The organism is Flavobacterium soli DSM 19725, assembly GCF_000422705.1.
In the GTDB taxonomy this organism is placed as follows: domain Bacteria; phylum Bacteroidota; class Bacteroidia; order Flavobacteriales; family Flavobacteriaceae; genus Flavobacterium; species Flavobacterium soli.
Window position 1 is genome coordinate 200,669 of sequence record NZ_AUGO01000006.1, and the last position, 17,958, is coordinate 218,626.

Genomic DNA, 17,958 nt, shown 5'->3' on the forward strand with positions numbered 1-17,958 from the left:
AATTTTTATTTTGGATTAAAAACTAAAAACGGAACAATCATTTCTTCAAGCGAAATTCCACCGTGTTGGTAGGTATTTCTATAATAGCTCACATAATGATTGTAGTTGTTAACGTAGGCCAGAAAGTTGTCGTTCTTGGCAAAAATATACGAACTACTCATATTAATTGTTGGTAATCCGATGGATTTTGGGTCTTTGACTGCATAGACATCACGATCTTCATACGTTAGACTTCTTCCTGTTTTATAACGTAAATTCAAGCTCGTGTTTTTGTCTCCGATAACTTTTGAAGGATTCTTCACGTTGATGGTTCCGTGGTCGGTGGTGATGATGAGTTTGAACCCCATTTTTTGTGCCTGCTGGATGATCTCCAAAAGAGGAGAATTTTTGAACCAACTCAAGGTCAATGAACGATATGCCTTGTCATCCGAAGCCAATTCTTTCACAACATCCATTTCGGTTTTGGCATGTGATAGCATATCAACAAAATTATACACCACACTTACTAAATCATTGTTTTTGAATGATTTGAAGTTTTCAGCCAGTTTTTTACCGCTTGCCAAATTTGTAATCTTGAAATAATCCTGCTTGATATTCAACCCCAAACGTTTTAAATGTGCTGTTAAAAATTCAGCTTCGTAAAGGTTTTTTCCACCATCGTCAACATCATTTTTCCAATATTGCGGAAATTGTTTTTCCATATCAATCGGCAACAAGCCTGAGAAAATAGCATTTCTTGCATATTGTGTCGCAGTTGGCAAAATGGCATAATAAGGAACTTCTTTTTCTAACTTGTAATGATTGTTTACCACACTTTCGAAGACTTTCCATTGATCGTAACGCAAGTTGTCAATTACTACAAACAGGACTGGACGGTCTTTTTTGGTGATTTCTGGAACAACGAGTTCACGGAAAAGGGTATGGGATTGGATCGGTTTATCAGCTTTTGGCAAAAACCAATCTTCATAATTTCTTTCGATGAATTTCCCGAATTGTGAATTGGCTTCTATCTTTTGTGATTCCAATATCTCCACCATATTCTGGTCGTCAATATCTTCGAGTTCAATTTCCCAATACAATAGTTTTTTATACAATTCGAACCAATCTTCATAAGAATTTACCATAGAAAGTTCCATGGCAATCTTGCGAAATTCCTTCTGATAATCCAAAGTTGTTTTTTCGGAAACCAATCTTGAATGGTCCAAATTTTTCTTGATGCTCAATAAAATCTGGTTTGGATTCACTGGTTTTATAAGATAATCGGCAATTTTAGAACCGATGGCTTCTTCCATAATATATTCTTCTTCACTTTTTGTAATCATGATTACAGGTGTAGAAGATTTTTTTTCCTTGATTTCCTGAAGTGTTTCCAAACCGCTCATTCCAGGCATATTCTCATCCAAGAAAACAATGTCAAAATTGCCTTCGTCGAACATATCGACAGCATCTCGACCGTTGTTGCAAGTGGTTACATTGTAGTTTTTTTTCTCTAAAAAGAGTATGTGTGGCTTGAGCAAATCGATTTCATCATCAACCCAAAGTATTTTTATCTGATCCATTCGTAGCTATAATTTTCTGTTACTAAAGTAGTGCAATTTAACATTTATTGGTTGGGTTGGTTCTTAATATTTTTGTAAACTTTTTTGCGAAGAGGATTTAAAGATTGAATGATTTAAAGATTTAAAAAGATTGTTGGTGTAAAATAAAAAACTCCCAAAAAATGGGAGTTTATATCTATGATACTATTCTGAAAGATTACTCTTCCATAGTGTGATACACGTTTTGAACGTCATCGTCTTCTTCTATTTTTTCTAATAATTTTTCAACATCAGCTACTTGTTCTGGCGTTAATTGCTTGGTTACTTGCGGAATTCTTTCAAAACCAGAAGAAAGGATTTCTATCTTACGGTTTTCTAATTCTTTCTGGATAGCACCAAAACTTCCGAAAGGAGCATAGATCAGGATTCCGTCTTCATCAGCAAAAATTTCTTCTGCACCAAAATCGATGAATTCCAGTTCCATTTCTTCCACATCGATTCCTTCTGCAGGAATTCTAAAGTTGCAAGTATGGTCAAACATAAATTCAACCGAACCTTGAGTTCCCATTGTTCCGTTGCATTTGTTGAAATAGCTTCGGATGTTGGCAACGGTTCTATTATTATTATCTGTAGCAGTTTCAATCAAAAGTGCAATTCCGTGTGGTGCATATCCTTCAAACAAAACTTCCTTATAGTTAGCAGTGTCTTTATCGGTAGCTTTTTTGATGGCACGTTCCACATTTTCCTTTGGCATATTGGCAGCCTTGGCGTTTTGCATAACGGCTCTCAAACGGGAATTTGCTTCCGGATTTGGTCCACCTTCCTTAACGGCCATTACGATATCTTTTCCAATTCTGGTAAATGCTTTGGCCATTGCTGACCAACGTTTCATTTTTCTACCTTTTCTAAATTCAAAAGCTCTTCCCATTTCTAAAAATTATTTTAACGATGCAAAAATAGTGTTATTCCTTCTTTATATCAAATGAAAAATTAATCTTTAGGTACATGTTTTGAAACAAAATTTTCGCTTGCCATATTCCAATTGTTTACGGCAGTCGTTTTTTCTGCATTGAATTTGGCATTCAGCTTGTTGTAGTTTCCAACTTCCTTGTTTACTTCTGTAACCAATTTATTGAATGCATCAATTTCCTCCTTGGTTCGGTCCTTTGGTTTCTTATTGTTCATTGTAGTATTACTCTCTTCCATTTTCTCATTGAGCATTAAAAAGGCAATGATTTTCGGACTCAATTCAACGGCTTCTTTTTTGTAGAATTCTAAAGCTTTCTTTGTTGCATTAATCAATAAAGGATCGTTCTTATAAGCCTGAAATGTTTTTAATTTCTCCAAACCTTCATTTGCAAACTGTTCCAATGCATTTGCATTTTGCTGAATGGCATTCAAGTCTTTCTTTTCAGCAGCTTGCATCAAATTATAATCGGTGATATTTGCCTTGAAGAAAATCAAATACAAATCAGTCTGATTTCCGAAAACCTCATTGGAAATTTTCATCTTTTTAGCCAATTCTGTTTTGTTCTCACCAATTTGGATGCCGTATTTATTAGCAAATAATTTCTGGTTGGCATTCAGTTTATCCACTTCGGCATTTATTTTTTCATTGACTAATTCTCGGGCTAAAATATAAGCTTCCATAAAATCATAGGATTGTTCCGCGACTTCTTGCATATCAATAATTTTGTCATATTCTTCATTGATTTGATTTTCAGAAATTGTCAGGTAAGACAGCATTTGATCGCGGTATTCTACATCTCCTTTATAGCCATCCTTTAAAGCCCCGATTTTCTTTTTTGCATTTTGAATACTTTTTACCAATGCTTTTCGGGTGTTATCAATCTTTCTGGCGCTTTTACTATGAGCTACAGCCAAAGTATATTTCCAGGTAGTTCTCGAAATAATATCCGATTCATTCCCGATGTAATCCAAATAATCTACAGGCGTTTTAAATTCTTGAGCATTCGTGTTCAAAACGAAAAGTAAAAGCAAAGCTGATAAAGCTGTTTTCATAAAGTTTAGTGTTTAAATTTTTTATAATCGTTAATAATATTGATGGCTTCTTCCAAGTAAGGATTTGTCTTGACATCTTTCATTTTAAAGGTGTTGATTTCCTTTTGGAATTCATCAAATGCTAATTTTTCGGTATCATAAGAAGTATTCGAGATGGTCAAATTGTTTTCTTTTTCAGTAACATTTTTTACTTTTTCCCAAAGCGAATCAATGTCGTGCACTTCCTTGAAGACATCTGTAAAAGTCAGTCTTACAGGATTTCTCGGTTTATTATAAGTGAAATTAATTTCTTCATTGATGCTTCTCATTTCTTTAAAACGCAAATCATTATCAATCCTCGTTTTGCTCAAATTGAAGATTTCTGAATTAAAAGTTGTAGGTAGAGGGTTGTATTTTGCCTTTGTTGTAATAGCATCATAAGGAAGAGCCGTTTTAAAACTATTTTCTCTTTTTATAAGACTGTCAAATAAAACCGGAGCCGAAATATCAGGAACAATACCTTTTATTTGATGGCTTTCGCCCGAAATCCTATAGAATTTTTCAATCGTAAGTTTCACAAAATCATTCTCGTTGTCTTCTTCCAAAGGCATAATGGTTTGCATTGAAGCCTTTCCTAAAGAAGTAGAGCCTAGAATTACAGCACGTTTATAATCCTGTAAAGCTGCCGCAAAAAACTCGCTGGCGGATGCCGAATAGCCGTTCATTAAAATTACAATCGGACCATCATATACTTCGCCACGGTGAAAATCCTTGATGATATTTTGATTATGATTATTATCTACCAAAACTGAGATTGGCCCTACATTAATAAACATGCCAGCTAATTTTATAGCTTCCGTCATTGATCCGCCACCATTATTTTGCAAATCGATCACGAGACCAGTAATGTTGTCCTTTTTCAATTTTACAATTTCCTTCGCCACATCATCGGCACAACCCTTCATGGTCTTGCCATCAAAATCGGCATAAAAATTTGGAATCTTGATATAGCCAACCCGTGTTTCTTTTTCAGCTATAAAGCTATAAACCGCATTAGCTGTGGCTTTCATTACTTTTTTTTGGAGTAAAACATCTAGTGTAGTACCATTTTTCTTGCGAAGTGTAAGCTGAATCTGCTTGTTGGTATCCGAAAAAATCAAATCGCCTATGGTTTCCATCGAAGAGCAGGAAACCCAATATTCTTCGCCAGTTGTATTAGAAACTTTGGTGATAATGTCACCAATCTCCATTTTTTCATTTCTAGCAGCAGGCCCACCTGGAACAATTTCTTCAATAACAATTTCATCATTTTCATTCAAGGAAACATCAAATCCAAGCGATAAATTGCTGGTGGATAAACCTGATAAGAAGTTGGATTTCGCATCAAAAGAAAAATAGTTGGAGTGGGGGTCAAAATAATAGCAGAAAGCGTTCAGGAAATCATTTTTCAAAACCCCTTCCAAGCCATTCTTACTATTCAAAATCGCATTGACTTTGCATAGATTGGTATCTAAAATTTTCTTTTTTATTGTTTTTTCAATCGAAGTAAAGTTTTGCTGAAGGGAATCAGCATTCTTGCTCAGTTTCGAAATATCTTCCAAGATGTCAAAACGTAATCTTTTTTTCCAAACCCTATCAAAATCATTTTCAGTCAAATCAAACGGAAATTGTTCTTTCGAAAATTTCACGCTGTCTTTCGAGTTATAATCCAAGGCAACACTTTCTAGCTTTTCAATAACAGCTCTCTTTCTTTCCAAGGCCAATTTATAAGTCGAAACAAAATCATTCATAAACGAACAATTGTTTTCCGTTATATAATTGTCAAGCAAAAGGCGGTGTTTGCGGAGTTTTTCATATTCCACTTTCGTAAAAAGATTCCTGTTGCTGTCCAATCCGTCAATAAATTTATCAAAAACAAAAACCGATAGACTATCGTCCACCGGTTTCGGTTGAAAGTGATTCTCTGCTACAAGAGCATTTATTTTAGAAAGCGTTTCGCAGGTCTTGTCGTTCGACTGACTCAAAACGGAAATAGGTAACAGCAACGAAAAAAGTAAAATTTTCTTCATAATTAAGGTTAATTAATTGCCAGCCGTTGCCAATAGAATAGCTGTAAATTTCAAACCATTAAGATATTAAGAAAATTAAGAAATCAATACTTTTTTTAAAATTTTGTTTTTACTTAATTTCTCTTAATATCTTAAATGGTTCAATATATTTACTATTTCTTATAAAAAGGCATTTTTACCACCTTAGCAGGAACATCATTTTTTCTGATTCTGATGAAAATCTCACTGTCAACAGTAGCAAACGGAGTCGTAACATAACCCATTCCGATACCTTTGTTCAACGAAGGAGCCATTGTTCCAGAAGTTACAATACCAATCACATCGCCATTCTTGTCAACAATTTCGTAGTCTTGACGCGGAACACCTCTGTCCAACAATTCAAAACCAACTAATTTTCTATGAACGCCAATTTCTTTTTGCTTCTTCAAGCTCTCCGAATTCACGAACACTTTTGTGAATTTTGTAATCCATCCCAAGCCAGCTTCCAAAGGCGAAGTCGTGTCATTGATGTCGTTTCCATAAAGGCAGAAACCCATTTCCAAACGCAAAGTATCTCTAGCAGCAAGACCAATCGGCTTGACCCCAAAAGAAGCACCCGCTTCAAAAACCTTATTCCAAACCTGTTCCACTTCGTCGTTCTTGCAATAAATTTCAAAACCTCCAGAACCAGTATAGCCCGTGGCAGAAATAATAACATTTTCAATTCCAGCAAACGGCCCCACCTCAAAGTGATAATAAGGAATAGCCGACAAATCAACCGAAGTCAATGCCTGCATCGCTTCAACCGCCTTAGGACCTTGAATTGCCAATAACGAATAATCATCAGAAAGATTTTTCATGTCCACACCTAAATCATTGTGTGACGAAATCCATTCCCAATCCTTCTCGATATTCGATGCATTCACCACCAAAAGATATTGCTCTTCTTTCATTCTGTACACAATCAAATCGTCCACAATACCACCGTGAGTATTTGGCAAACAAGAATATTGAGCACGACCAATAGTCAGTGTCGAAGCATCATTCGAAGTCACTTTCTGAATCAAAGCCAACGCGTTTGGCCCAGTCAAAAGAAATTCCCCCATGTGCGAAACATCAAAAACACCCACTGCATTTCGCACCGTTTCATGTTCGGCATTCACGCCTTCATATAAAATCGGCATATTATATCCCGCAAACGGTAAAATCTTCGCTCCCAAACTCTCATGTATGTGCTTTAATGCAGTATCTTTCATCTTAGATGTAGTTAAATTTTTAAAGTTGCTAATTTATTGCTTTTTTTAGAGAATATTATTTTTTTAAGGAGCAATTTCCCGTTATCCGTTACAATCTTTGTTATAAAAACCTTTTTTTCCAAGCCCCGGCAGGAGCTTCCGTTGGTCGCTCTGCCACGTCAAGAAAAAATAGTTTTTTATCAACAAAGGATTTCCACTACTATCGGGGCTAGTTACCAGGATTGTCGATGTAGATTGTGTCAATTAGGCAATCCAAGTAGAAATTATTTTTTCAATGATCCATTTATTATTTGTCTTTTTTAGGTAAATTTTATAACCTTGTCCACACTTTCCTCCACATAAATATGACGCACTTAAAATACCGTGTGTTTTTTCTTTGTCGAAATAGATTTTTGAAACCGAAATGATGCCACCTAATTCGAATTCATATTTTAAATTAAAAAGTTCAGTATATCCTTTAAATTTAGATAAGTATTTTAATTTATAAGCAGTTACACATTCCAAGTCTATTTTATAATTTAAATTTGACGAAATAGTTTCTTTTTCAAATTTGACTGTTTTAAAATATTGATTTCGGGTGTTTCAATCTTCTTGATTTATTTTATAAGTAGAATCATTTATTGCAAATACAACATTTGTATCCTGTTTTATTTTTATTAATCTTTCTTCAAATTCCTTTCTCCTCATATCTAAGTCACTTGAATCTAATCCAATACGATTATCATTCTTATCAAAAATTGCTTTAGCAACAGGAGGAAGAGGGTACATTAATCTTCTATCAATTGCTAATGAATCCATCACTATAGGAAGAATTTCACACATTACATTTTTTTCAAATTCTAATGGCGTTTCTTTTTTACAACTTAAAAGGCTTTGAAGTACTAAGAAAAGTAAAAGAAGTTTGTATGATTTTTTCATTAGAAAATATTTAATAAGCTAAATCAAATATAAATATTTAAAACTTCTAAAACCCTCTAAACATTTCATCTTTAATTAAAAATTCCTATATTTAAACAAATCCATAAACAATGAAAACCATCGATATTACCAGAACCGAAATCCTAAAAAGATATAAACCAATAGAAAGTGACACCCATAAAGGAACCCAAGGACATGCCGTTATCATTGGCGGAAGCTACGGCAAGATGGGTTCGGTTTGTTTAGCATCAAAAGCTTCGCTAATGTCAGGTTGCGGATTGGTAACAGGTTATATTCCAAAATGTGGTTACAACATCATGCAAACTTTTCTGCCAGAAGCAATGGTTATTACAGATATAAACGAAGAATTTATCTCTAAAATCCGTATAGGTTTTACTCCAGATGCAATAGGGATTGGAGTAGGAATGGGGCAGGACCGTCAAACCAAGAGAGCACTTTATCAATTCTTGAAAAGCAATACATCACCTTTGGTTATTGATGCCGATGCCTTGAATATTTTGTCCTTGAATAGAGAATGGCTGTTGGAGTTACCCAAAAAGACAATTCTGACACCACACCTAAAAGAACTAGAAAGATTGATAGGTAAATGGGAATCCGAAGAAGAAAAATTTGAGAAAACCCAAGCTCTTTCACAAACGCTAGAAGTAATAATCGTGATGAAAGGTGCTCCAACTTATATTTTTGACGGCGATACAATTTATAAAAACACCACAGGAAATTCCGCATTGGCGACAGCCGGAAGTGGCGATGTATTGACGGGAATTATAACTGGATTATTGGCACAAAAATACAATCCCACCGATGCAGCCATTTCAGGGGTTTACCTTCACGGACTAACAGCCGATCTTGCCTTATCTGAAACAGGACATCAGAGTTTTATTGCCTCTACCATCATAGAATATCTTGGAAAAGCCTATCTGAGCATTGAAAGGGAAATCGGACATGGATAGAAAATTTTATTAAAACGCAATAAATCAGTTGGTTGTTAAAAAATTTTTGTGTAAATTTACTTTAGTGATTTATTCTAAACTATTTATTTTCTTTCAGTCCTGATTCTTAATAAATAGTTTAACCTCGAAGTACTGTCAACGTAAACTGCAGGTATATAAATTAACAAAAACTATAGTAGAGAAGTCTTTTTTGCAAAGGGCTTCTCTTTTTTTATATTTGAGTATTAAATTTCTAATCCAAAAATGAACGAAGAAGATTTAAGAAATATCGCAAACCAACTATCAAAACCCGATGGGGAACATGGAATTCAAGTTGCCGATATGATGAATACCACCAACTTTACTATGACATCGGACTGTATTGATCTATTGAAATTAAAGGACGGTAATTCAGTTTTGGAAATCGGTCACGGCAATTGTGGTCATCTAAATTATCTTTTAGAAAAAGCAAAAGATGTAAAATATACTGGCTTGGAAATTTCTTCTTTGATGTCAGAAGAAGCCAAGAAAATAAATAGTCAGTTTTTAAGCGAAGCTGTTCAATTTGTTTTATATGACGGAATAAAACTTCCTTTTGAAGAAGAGTATTTTGATTCAATTTTCAGCGTAAATACCATTTATTTCTGGAAAGATCCTCAAGATTTTCTAGTAGAAATTTATCGAGTTCTGAAACCAACCGGGAAGATGCTCATTACTATGGCTGATAAAACATTTATGCAAAAACTACCTTTTACCAAATATGTCTTTAATTTATATGAGACAATTGAAGTTGAAAAATTAGCTAAAAGTGTTGGTTTTGAAATATCCGAAATCAAAGAAAATAACGATGAAGTGAGGAGCAAGGTAGGGGATTTGGTTACCCGAAAATTCTATACGTTACATCTTGATAAAATTTAAAATAAAAACAGCTTCTGATTAAAGAAGCTGTTTTTCAAGTTTATTGTCTATATTTAAAATTCTTTTCAATTGCGAGAATCATTTCTCCTGCAATGTCTTTATTGGTAGCACCCTCAATTCCTTCTAATCCAGGCGAAGAATTTACTTCCAACAACAATGGTCCTTTTGAAGAGCGGATGATATCTACACCTGCAACTTTCAAATCCATTGCTTTTGCAGCCTTTATGGCAATACGTTTTTCCTCAGCAGTTACTTTGATGATTGAAGCTGTTCCGCCCAAGTGAATATTCGCCCTGAATTCTCCTGGCAAGGCTTCACGCTGAATGGCTGCCACTACTTTTCCGTCAATTACAAAACAACGAATGTCTTTTCCGTTGGCTTCCTTGATAAATTCCTGTACCAAAATATTTGCATTCAAACTCTTGAAAGCATTGATCACACTTTCAGCCGCTTTTTTAGTCTCTGCCAAAACGACACCTTTTCCTTGTGTTCCTTCTAATAGTTTTACAATTAATGGCGGTCCGCCAACCATTTTTATCAAGTCATTGGTGTCCAAAGGGGAATTTGCAAATCCTGTTGTCGGAATATCTACACCATTATTTAATAATAACTGTAATGAATATAATTTGTCTCTAGACTGTGTTATTGCTGAAGATGAATTCAAACAAAAAACCTTCAAAGCCTCGAACTGTCTGGTCAAAGCACAACCATAAAAGGTAATACTCGGACGAATTCTAGGAATGATGGCATCAAAATTATCAAGGATTTTTCCACCTCTGTAATGAATTTCAGGTTTGGTGGCATCGAGTTTCATATAGCATTCCTTAATGTTCAGGAATTGCATATCGTGACCTCGCATTTCGCCAGCTTCCATAATCCTTTTATTACTGTAAAGCTCAGGATTACTGGCCAAAAGTCCGATTCTTAAACCTGTCTTTGCTCGATCAGAAGTCTTGTAAAGTTCTTTTAGACTATCAGTTGTAGGTTGGCCTAAAAGATATTTTTGTGAAGGGTCAACCAAAACACGACCGTTCATAGCTTCACGACCCAACAACATCCTGAAACCCATCGAGTCACGATTGGTTAGTGTAATTTCTACCGACCAATGTTGGCCGCCAATTTCAAGTTCAGCACCAATAACATAACGTTGTTCGCGGAAACCGCTGGAACTTTTTACTACCCTTTTGTCAACCAATTTCGATTCGCAATGGATGACGGTTTTGACATTATTTTGTATTGGATTGATGTCAAATTTGACCCAATTTTCTCCATCTTTAATGAATGGAGCAATATTAATAGCATGCAAGGCTGATGTTTTTGCACCAGAATCTACACGTGCCTTAATCGTTGGAATACCCAAAGCAGGGAAGGAGCACCATTCTTCACTTCCGACGATAACTTTTTCTTGTAACATATTTTTTGATTGATGAACTGTTATATTGACTTTATCAAAAGTAGTATTTGTTTTGGAAATATATCCTAGAATCCTAAAAAGATTAGACCCGATAAACATTGAATTTATCGGGTCTTAAAAGTACTATAACAATTTAATAATATTAATTTGTAGGTTCTTCTGTTTTTTGAACTGTAACCGTCAATTCCTGACCGCCATCTTCAATGTCCATAAAAATTTCATCACCCATTCCAATTTTTGAAGTTATGATTTCTTCTGCCAAAGCATCTTCAACATATTTTTGAATGGCTCTTTTCAATGGTCGTGCACCAAATTGCTTGTCAAAACCTTTTTCAGCAATATATGCTTTTGCTTTGTCAGAAAGTTTTAGGTTATAACCTAATTCTTTCACACGAACATATAATTTTTTCAATTCAATTTCGATGATTAGGTTAATGTGTTCTTGCTCTAAAGCATTGAAAACAATAACGTCATCAATTCTATTTAAGAATTCTGGAGCAAAGGCTTTTTTCAAAGCGTTTTCGATAATGCTTTTTGAGTTTTCATCTGTTTGAGAAACTTTCGCGGCAGTACCAAAACCAACACCTTGACCGAAATCCTTCAATTGACGGGCTCCAATATTAGATGTCATGATGATAATAGTATTCTTGAAATCGATTTTACGACCTAAGCTATCAGTTAAAAATCCATCATCTAAAACTTGAAGCATCATGTTGAATACATCTGGATGTGCTTTTTCAATTTCATCCAAAAGCACAACTGAGTAAGGTTTTCTTCTCACTTTTTCAGTCAATTGACCACCTTCTTCATATCCAACGTATCCTGGAGGTGCTCCAACTAATCTTGAAATGGCAAATTTTTCCATGTATTCGCTCATGTCAATTCTGATCAAAGCTTCTTCGGAATCAAATAATTCTTTGGCGATAACTTTTGCCAATTGTGTTTTTCCAACTCCTGTTTGCCCTAAGAAAATAAATGAACCAATTGGTCGATTTGGATCTTTCAATCCGGCACGATTTCTTTGGATGGAACGGGCAATTTTCATTACTGCTTCGTTTTGTCCAATTACCTTACCTTGAATAATTTCTGGCAATTTAGCTAATTTATTACTTTCAGTTTGAGCAATACGGTTTACTGGTATTCCAGACATCATTGAAACGACATCAGCAACGTTATCTTCAGTCACCTGAATACGGTTGTTTTTAGAATCTTCTTCCCATTGTTCTTGAGCGATTGCCAAGTCTTTTTCGATGCGTTTTTCATCATCTCTAAGTTTGGCTGCTTCTTCGTATTTCTGTTTTTTAACAACAGTATTTTTAAGTTCACGAACTTCTTCCAACTGACGCTCTAAATCCAAAATTTGTTTTGGAACATCAATATTAGTAATGTGAACTCTGGAACCTGCTTCATCCAAAGCATCAATAGCCTTGTCTGGAAGGAAACGCTCTGACATATATCTGTCCGTTAACTTCACGCAAGCTTCAATTGCTTCTGGAGTATAGATGACGTTGTGGTGGTCTTCGTATTTATTTTTGATGTTGTTTAAAATCGTAATTGTTTCTTCAACAGAAGTTGGTTCGACAATTACCTTTTGAAAACGTCTTTCTAAAGCACCATCTTTTTCAATGTATTGACGGTATTCATCAAGAGTAGTGGCACCAATACATTGGATTTCACCTCTAGCTAAAGCTGGTTTAAACATATTTGAAGCATCGAGTGAACCAGTAGCTCCTCCAGCTCCAACAATGGTATGAATCTCATCAATGAAGAGAATAATATCATCGTTTTTTTCAAGTTCGTTCATCACAGCTTTCATACGTTCTTCAAACTGGCCACGGTATTTTGTTCCGGCAACTAAGCTTGCCAAATCTAGGGTAACTACACGTTTGTTGAATAAAATACGGGATACTTTCTTTTGGATAATTCTCAAGGCTAATCCTTCTGCAATAGCAGATTTACCAACACCTGGTTCTCCAATTAAAAGTGGATTGTTCTTTTTTCTACGGCTCAAAATCTGCGATACACGCTCGATTTCTTTTTCACGACCTACAACAGGATCCAATTTTCCTTCTTCGGCCATTTCTGTTAAATCTCTTCCGAAATTATCCAGAACTGGTGTTTTAGATTTCTTATTGGATTTATTAGCAGGATTGTTAAAACTGCCTTCTTTTAAACTGTCATCTTGTCCTGAATCATCGTTAAACGATTCGTTTCTTGGCAAGTTATCTAGGAATTCTTCTTCGCTTGGCGTCATATTTAAATATTGTTCTTTGGCTACGTCATAATCGATTTTCATCTTATTCAATAGCTTGGTTGTGGGATCGTTTTCATTTCTTAAAATGCACAATAAAAGATGTGCAGTACTAATTGAACTGCTTTGAAAAACTTTAGCTTCTAAAAAAGTGGTCTTCAGAGCCCTTTCCGCTTGACGGGTAAGGTGAAGATTCTTTTTGTCGTTGCTAATTTCAACACTTGGATTGGCAGGGCTTAAAATTTCTACTTTTTTTCTCAGGTGGTCTAAATCGACTGATAAATTGTTTAGTATATTTATAGCTTTACCATTACCATCTCTTAAAATACCCAACATTAGATGCTCGGTACCTATGAAGTCGTGACCCAAACGAAGGGCTTCTTCCTTGCTGTAGGTAATCACATCTTTTACTCTTGGTGAAAAATTATCATCCATACTATATTGATATTGGTTCTGTAAATTTAGTAATAATGTATCTCTTTTGCAAAAATCATACCCTGCCATTAGTACTGACAGCTAATTGACAAAAAAATATCCGAAAATAAAAGTTAAATTACAATTAACTTATCAACTAATAACGGCTGGTTTTATGTTAATAAATCGAATAAATTTCTGTTAATTTATATACGAAAAAAGTTTGAGAAAGGTTATATTAGCAGGATTTTTTAAAACACATTAAATTTAATTATAACTATAGAATATGTCTGACGGAGAAAAGTTAATTCCTATAAACATAGAGGACGAAATGAAATCAGCTTACATCGATTATTCGATGTCAGTTATTGTATCAAGAGCACTTCCAGATGTTAGAGATGGCTTGAAACCAGTGCACCGAAGAGTACTTTACGGGATGTACGAATTAGGAGTTCTTTCGAATAGAGCCCATAAAAAATCAGCAAGAATTGTTGGAGAAGTTTTAGGTAAGTATCACCCACACGGCGATACATCGGTTTACGATGCTATGGTTCGTATGGCACAAGAGTGGAGTTTGCGTTATCTTTTGGTAGATGGGCAAGGTAACTTTGGGTCTGTGGATGGTGATAGCCCTGCAGCAATGCGTTATACTGAAGCAAGAATGAAAAAAATATCAGAAGAAATTATGGCTGATATCGACAAGGAAACTGTCGATTTCCAGTTAAATTTTGATGATACTTTATATGAACCAAAAGTAATGCCTACGAAAGTTCCGACTCTATTGATAAATGGAGCTTCGGGAATTGCAGTGGGTATGGCTACCAATATGGCACCTCACAATTTAACTGAGGTAATCAACGGAACTTTGGCTTACATCGAAAATGAAGATATTGAAATCGATGAGTTGATGAACCATATCAAAGCACCTGACTTTCCGACAGGTGGTGTGATTTATGGTTATGAAGGTGTTCGTGAAGCCTTTAAAACAGGAAGAGGAAGAATTGTGATGAGAGCGAAAGTAGGCTTCGAAGAAGTTGACGGACGTGAATCAATCATTGTTACTGAAATTCCATACCAAGTGAATAAAGCTGATATGATCAAGAAAACAGCCGACTTGGTAAATGATAAAAAAATTGAAGGTATTGCCAATATCCGTGACGAATCGGATCGAAATGGTATGCGAATCGTTTACATCTTGAAACGTGATGCTGTGCCAAATGTGGTATTGAATACCTTATATAAATATACACAATTACAATCTTCTTTCAGTGTAAACAATATTGCACTTGTAAACGGAAGACCTCAAATGTTGAATCTAAAAGAATTGATTCATTATTTTGTGGAACACCGTCATGAAGTTGTAATCCGTAGAGCTCAATATGAGTTGCGTAAAGCAGAAGAAAGAGCTCACATCCTTGAAGGTTTAATCATTGCTTCGGATAATATTGATGAAGTAATTGCCTTGATTCGTTCGTCTAAAAACACAGATGAAGCCAGAGAGAAATTGATGGAGCGTTTCAAATTATCTGAAATCCAATCGAAAGCAATCGTTGAGATGCGTTTGCGTCAATTGACAGGCTTGGAGCAAGATAAATTGAGAGCGGAGTATGAGGAAATCATGAAATTGATTGATCATTTAAGAGCTTTACTTGCAAGTAAAGAAATGAGAATGGATTTGATTAAAGAAGAATTGGCAGAAATCCGTGATAAATATGGAGATGAACGTCGTTCTATCATTGAATATTCTGGTGGAGATGTAAGTATTGAAGATTTGATTGCTGATGAAAATGTAGTGATTACCATTTCGCATGCAGGTTATATCAAACGTACGCCTTTAACGGAATACAAAACACAAAATAGAGGAGGAGTTGGGCAAAAAAGTGCCGGAACAAGAGATCAGGATTTCTTGGAACACATGTATGTTGCAACGAATCATCAATATATGATGTTCTTTACCCAAAAAGGAAAATGTTTCTGGATGCGTGTTTATGAAATTCCAGAAGGAAGCAAAACTGCGAAAGGTAGAGCCATTCAAAACTTGGTGAATATTGAAAGTGATGATAAAGTGAAAGCTTTTATCTGTACTCAGGATTTAAAAGACAAGGACTATATCAACAGTCATAACCTTGTGATGGTAACGAAAAAAGGTCAGGTTAAGAAAACTTCTTTGGAGAAATATTCTAAGCCTAGAGTAAATGGAGTTGCTGCAATTACAATTAAGGAAGGTGATGAATTATTGGCTGCTAAATTGACCAATGGTGAAAGCCAAATTATCTTAGCGGTTAAATCAGGTAAACTAGTTCGTTTTGAAGAAACTAAAACACGTCCGATGGGAAGAACAGCTTCTGGAGTTCGTGGAATTACCTTAAAAGATGATACTGATGAAGTAATTGGTATGGTTACTGTAAATGATATGAGTAGCGAAATCCTAGTAGTTGCTGAAAACGGTTACGGAAAACGTTCTAGCCTTGATGAATACAGAATTACGAATCGTGGTGGAAAAGGAGTTAAAACCCTTAATATTACTGAGAAAACAGGTAAATTAATCTCTATTAATGATGTTACTGATGCTGATGATTTAATGATCATCAACAAGTCTGGATTGACCATCAGAATGGCGGTTGAAGATCTAAGAGTAATGGGGCGTGCCACACAAGGTGTGAAATTAATCAACATCAAAGGAAACGATTCAATTGCTGCAGTAACTAAAGTAATGAAAGATGATGTTGTTGAACCAGCAGTTGACGAAGACGGAAATATCATTGTAGATGAAACCATCGAAAGAGTAAAACCAGTTTTGGAAGTACTTGAAGACGATGGAACAGCAGACGACGATGACGATACCGACGAAGAAATTGAAGACGAAGAATTAGAAGAAGATGACTCTGACGAAGAGGAATCGGAAGAGTAATAATATAAACACAACGATCATGAAAAATAAATTTGTACTACTTGCAGCAGCATTGCTTATTTCGGTAAGTTCTTTTGCACAGAAAGACGAGTTAAAAACCCTTAAAAAATTGTATTCAAAAGATGCACCATCTGCTAAAGATGTAATTGAATACAAGGCGAATGTAGTAAAATTAACACCTTTGGCTACTGAAGAAGGCGATAAGGTTTATGCCAATTTCTATAAGGCAATGTTACCTGTTGTGGAAATTAAAAGTTTAGGCACTACTGCTACTCAAGAACAAATGTCAAAATTTGTTACACCAGCTGCTGTTGATACTTTTACAAAGGGAGCTAATGAAATGTTGGAGTACGAAAAAAGAACAGGAAAAAAAGTTTATACAGATAATATCAAACAAACTATAACTTTTTTCAAACCTTCTCTTTTAAATTATGCAATTGATTTAGGAAGCCAAAAAAAGTTTGCTGAAGCTGCAAATGTTTTTTACAATACTTATCTTTTGGACAAAAACGATCAGGAAAAATTATACTATGCTGCAAGTTATGCCGTGAATGCTCAGGACTTTGATTTGGCTCTAAAATATTACGAAGAGTTGAAAGCACTAAATTTTTCTGGTGAAAAAACAAATTATTACGCTAAAAGCAAAGCAAACGACGCTGAAAATTACTTTGATTCAAAGTCGAACAGAGATGCTGCAGTAAAAATTGGAACTCACACAGCTCCAAGAGATGAGAATGAACCTTCAAAAAGAGGAGAAATTTATAAAAATATTGCTTTGATATTAGTTCAAAAAGGTAGAATTGAAGAAGCCAAAAAAGCTATTCAAGATGCAAGACAAGCTAATCCTGACGATACTTCATTGATATTATCAGAAGCCGATTTGTATTTAAAAACTAATGATATGGAATCTTACAAAAATGCCATCAATCAAGTTCTGGAAAAAGATCCAAATAATGTAGATTTAATATTTAATCTAGGTGTCATTAGCAGTAATAATAAAGATTTAAAAAACGCAGAAAAATATTATAACCAAGCACTAAGTATCAATCCAAATTATGCAAATGCCTATTATAACCTTTCTGCTATAAGGATTGATGAATCTCAAGTGTTATTAGATCAGATGAACAAATTGGGAACTTCAGCTGCTGATAATAAGAAGTATGATGTTTTGAAAAAACAAAGAGAAGAGGTTTTGAAAGGTGCAATTACTAACCTAGAGAAAACTATAAGTCTTGATGATAAAAATGTTGAAGCTAAAAAGGTTTTGATAAATGTTTATAATGCTTTAGAAATGACTGATAAAGCGAAAGCATTAAAAGCTACTATGAAGGAATAGTTA

General features: G+C 34.9%; 12 protein-coding genes. 4 read left to right on the top strand and 8 right to left on the bottom strand.

Features of this window, described 5'->3' with window-relative positions:
• Nucleotides 1-5 precede the first annotated feature (5 nt).
• From porX to G508_RS0108300, 6 genes are all read right to left on the bottom strand, one after another.
• Nucleotides 6-1,559: a T9SS response regulator signal transducer PorX gene (gene porX, locus G508_RS0108270; RefSeq protein ID WP_026704876.1), complete on the bottom strand. Its 1,554-nt coding sequence runs from the start codon at nucleotides 1,557-1,559 to the stop codon at nucleotides 6-8.
• A gap of 196 nt (nucleotides 1,560-1,755) precedes the next feature.
• Nucleotides 1,756-2,466 (bottom strand): YebC/PmpR family DNA-binding transcriptional regulator, encoded by a 711-nt coding sequence (locus G508_RS0108275; RefSeq protein WP_026704877.1) that lies wholly within the window; start codon nucleotides 2,464-2,466, stop codon nucleotides 1,756-1,758.
• Between the two features lie 62 nt (nucleotides 2,467-2,528).
• Entirely contained in the window at nucleotides 2,529-3,560 is a 1,032-nt protein-coding gene (locus G508_RS0108280) for an LIC11966 family surface protein (protein ID WP_026704878.1), read from the bottom strand.
• Nucleotides 3,561-3,565: 5 nt separating this feature from the next.
• Nucleotides 3,566-5,608 (bottom strand): carboxy terminal-processing peptidase, encoded by a 2,043-nt coding sequence (locus tag G508_RS0108285; RefSeq protein WP_026704879.1) that lies wholly within the window; start codon nucleotides 5,606-5,608, stop codon nucleotides 3,566-3,568.
• 152 nt (nucleotides 5,609-5,760) lie between these two features.
• Nucleotides 5,761-6,843 (bottom strand): glycine cleavage system aminomethyltransferase GcvT, encoded by a 1,083-nt coding sequence (gene gcvT / locus G508_RS0108290; RefSeq protein ID WP_026704880.1) that lies wholly within the window; start codon nucleotides 6,841-6,843, stop codon nucleotides 5,761-5,763.
• A 582-nt stretch (nucleotides 6,844-7,425) separates the two neighbouring features.
• Complete coding sequence (locus tag G508_RS0108300) at nucleotides 7,426-7,761, bottom strand: hypothetical protein (RefSeq protein ID WP_026704882.1); 336 nt, start codon at nucleotides 7,759-7,761, stop codon at nucleotides 7,426-7,428.
• A gap of 110 nt (nucleotides 7,762-7,871) precedes the next feature.
• Between G508_RS0108300 and G508_RS0108305 the strand changes: the two genes are divergently transcribed.
• Nucleotides 7,872-8,732 (top strand): NAD(P)H-hydrate dehydratase, encoded by an 861-nt coding sequence (locus G508_RS0108305; RefSeq protein WP_026704883.1) that lies wholly within the window; start codon nucleotides 7,872-7,874, stop codon nucleotides 8,730-8,732.
• A gap of 243 nt (nucleotides 8,733-8,975) precedes the next feature.
• Entirely contained in the window at nucleotides 8,976-9,629 is a 654-nt protein-coding gene (locus G508_RS0108310; RefSeq protein WP_026704884.1) for a class I SAM-dependent methyltransferase, read from the top strand.
• 40 nt (nucleotides 9,630-9,669) lie between these two features.
• On the opposite strand, the gene rimK is transcribed toward G508_RS0108310, so the two are convergent.
• Together rimK and G508_RS0108320 are read right to left on the bottom strand one after the other, a co-directional pair.
• A complete protein-coding gene (gene rimK, locus G508_RS0108315) occupies nucleotides 9,670-11,043 on the bottom strand; it encodes a 30S ribosomal protein S6--L-glutamate ligase (protein ID WP_026704885.1) in 1,374 nt (457 codons plus the stop codon).
• Nucleotides 11,044-11,185: 142 nt separating this feature from the next.
• Nucleotides 11,186-13,729: an ATP-dependent Clp protease ATP-binding subunit gene (locus tag G508_RS0108320; RefSeq protein ID WP_026704886.1), complete on the bottom strand. Its 2,544-nt coding sequence runs from the start codon at nucleotides 13,727-13,729 to the stop codon at nucleotides 11,186-11,188.
• 265 nt (nucleotides 13,730-13,994) lie between these two features.
• Between G508_RS0108320 and gyrA the strand changes: the two genes are divergently transcribed.
• The gene (gene gyrA / locus G508_RS0108325; protein WP_026704887.1) at nucleotides 13,995-16,619 is read left to right on the top strand and encodes a DNA gyrase subunit A; all 2,625 of its coding nucleotides are present in this window, start codon (nucleotides 13,995-13,997) and stop codon (nucleotides 16,617-16,619) included.
• A 19-nt stretch (nucleotides 16,620-16,638) separates the two neighbouring features.
• Entirely contained in the window at nucleotides 16,639-17,955 is a 1,317-nt protein-coding gene (locus G508_RS0108330) for a tetratricopeptide repeat protein (RefSeq protein WP_026704888.1), read from the top strand.
• Nucleotides 17,956-17,958: the final 3 nt, after the last annotated feature.

Bases quoted from the DNA above. Each gene is read 5' to 3' on its own strand.
- G508_RS0108280 (WP_026704878.1), bottom strand. From the start codon at position 3,560: ATGAAAACAGCTTTATCAGCTTTGCTTTTACTTTTCGTTTTGAACACG.
- G508_RS0108305 (WP_026704883.1), top strand. From the start codon at position 7,872: ATGAAAACCATCGATATTACCAGAACCGAAATCCTAAAAAGATATAAA.
- G508_RS0108300 (WP_026704882.1), bottom strand. From the start codon at position 7,761: ATGAAAAAATCATACAAACTTCTTTTACTTTTCTTAGTACTTCAAAGC.
- rimK (WP_026704885.1), bottom strand. From the start codon at position 11,043: ATGTTACAAGAAAAAGTTATCGTCGGAAGTGAAGAATGGTGCTCCTTC.
- G508_RS0108275 (WP_026704877.1), bottom strand. From the start codon at position 2,466: ATGGGAAGAGCTTTTGAATTTAGAAAAGGTAGAAAAATGAAACGTTGG.
- G508_RS0108330 (WP_026704888.1), top strand. From the start codon at position 16,639: ATGAAAAATAAATTTGTACTACTTGCAGCAGCATTGCTTATTTCGGTA.
- porX (WP_026704876.1), bottom strand. From the start codon at position 1,559: ATGGATCAGATAAAAATACTTTGGGTTGATGATGAAATCGATTTGCTC.
- G508_RS0108320 (WP_026704886.1), bottom strand. From the start codon at position 13,729: ATGGATGATAATTTTTCACCAAGAGTAAAAGATGTGATTACCTACAGC.
- G508_RS0108310 (WP_026704884.1), top strand. From the start codon at position 8,976: ATGAACGAAGAAGATTTAAGAAATATCGCAAACCAACTATCAAAACCC.
- gyrA (WP_026704887.1), top strand. From the start codon at position 13,995: ATGTCTGACGGAGAAAAGTTAATTCCTATAAACATAGAGGACGAAATG.
- G508_RS0108285 (WP_026704879.1), bottom strand. From the start codon at position 5,608: ATGAAGAAAATTTTACTTTTTTCGTTGCTGTTACCTATTTCCGTTTTG.
- gcvT (WP_026704880.1), bottom strand. From the start codon at position 6,843: ATGAAAGATACTGCATTAAAGCACATACATGAGAGTTTGGGAGCGAAG.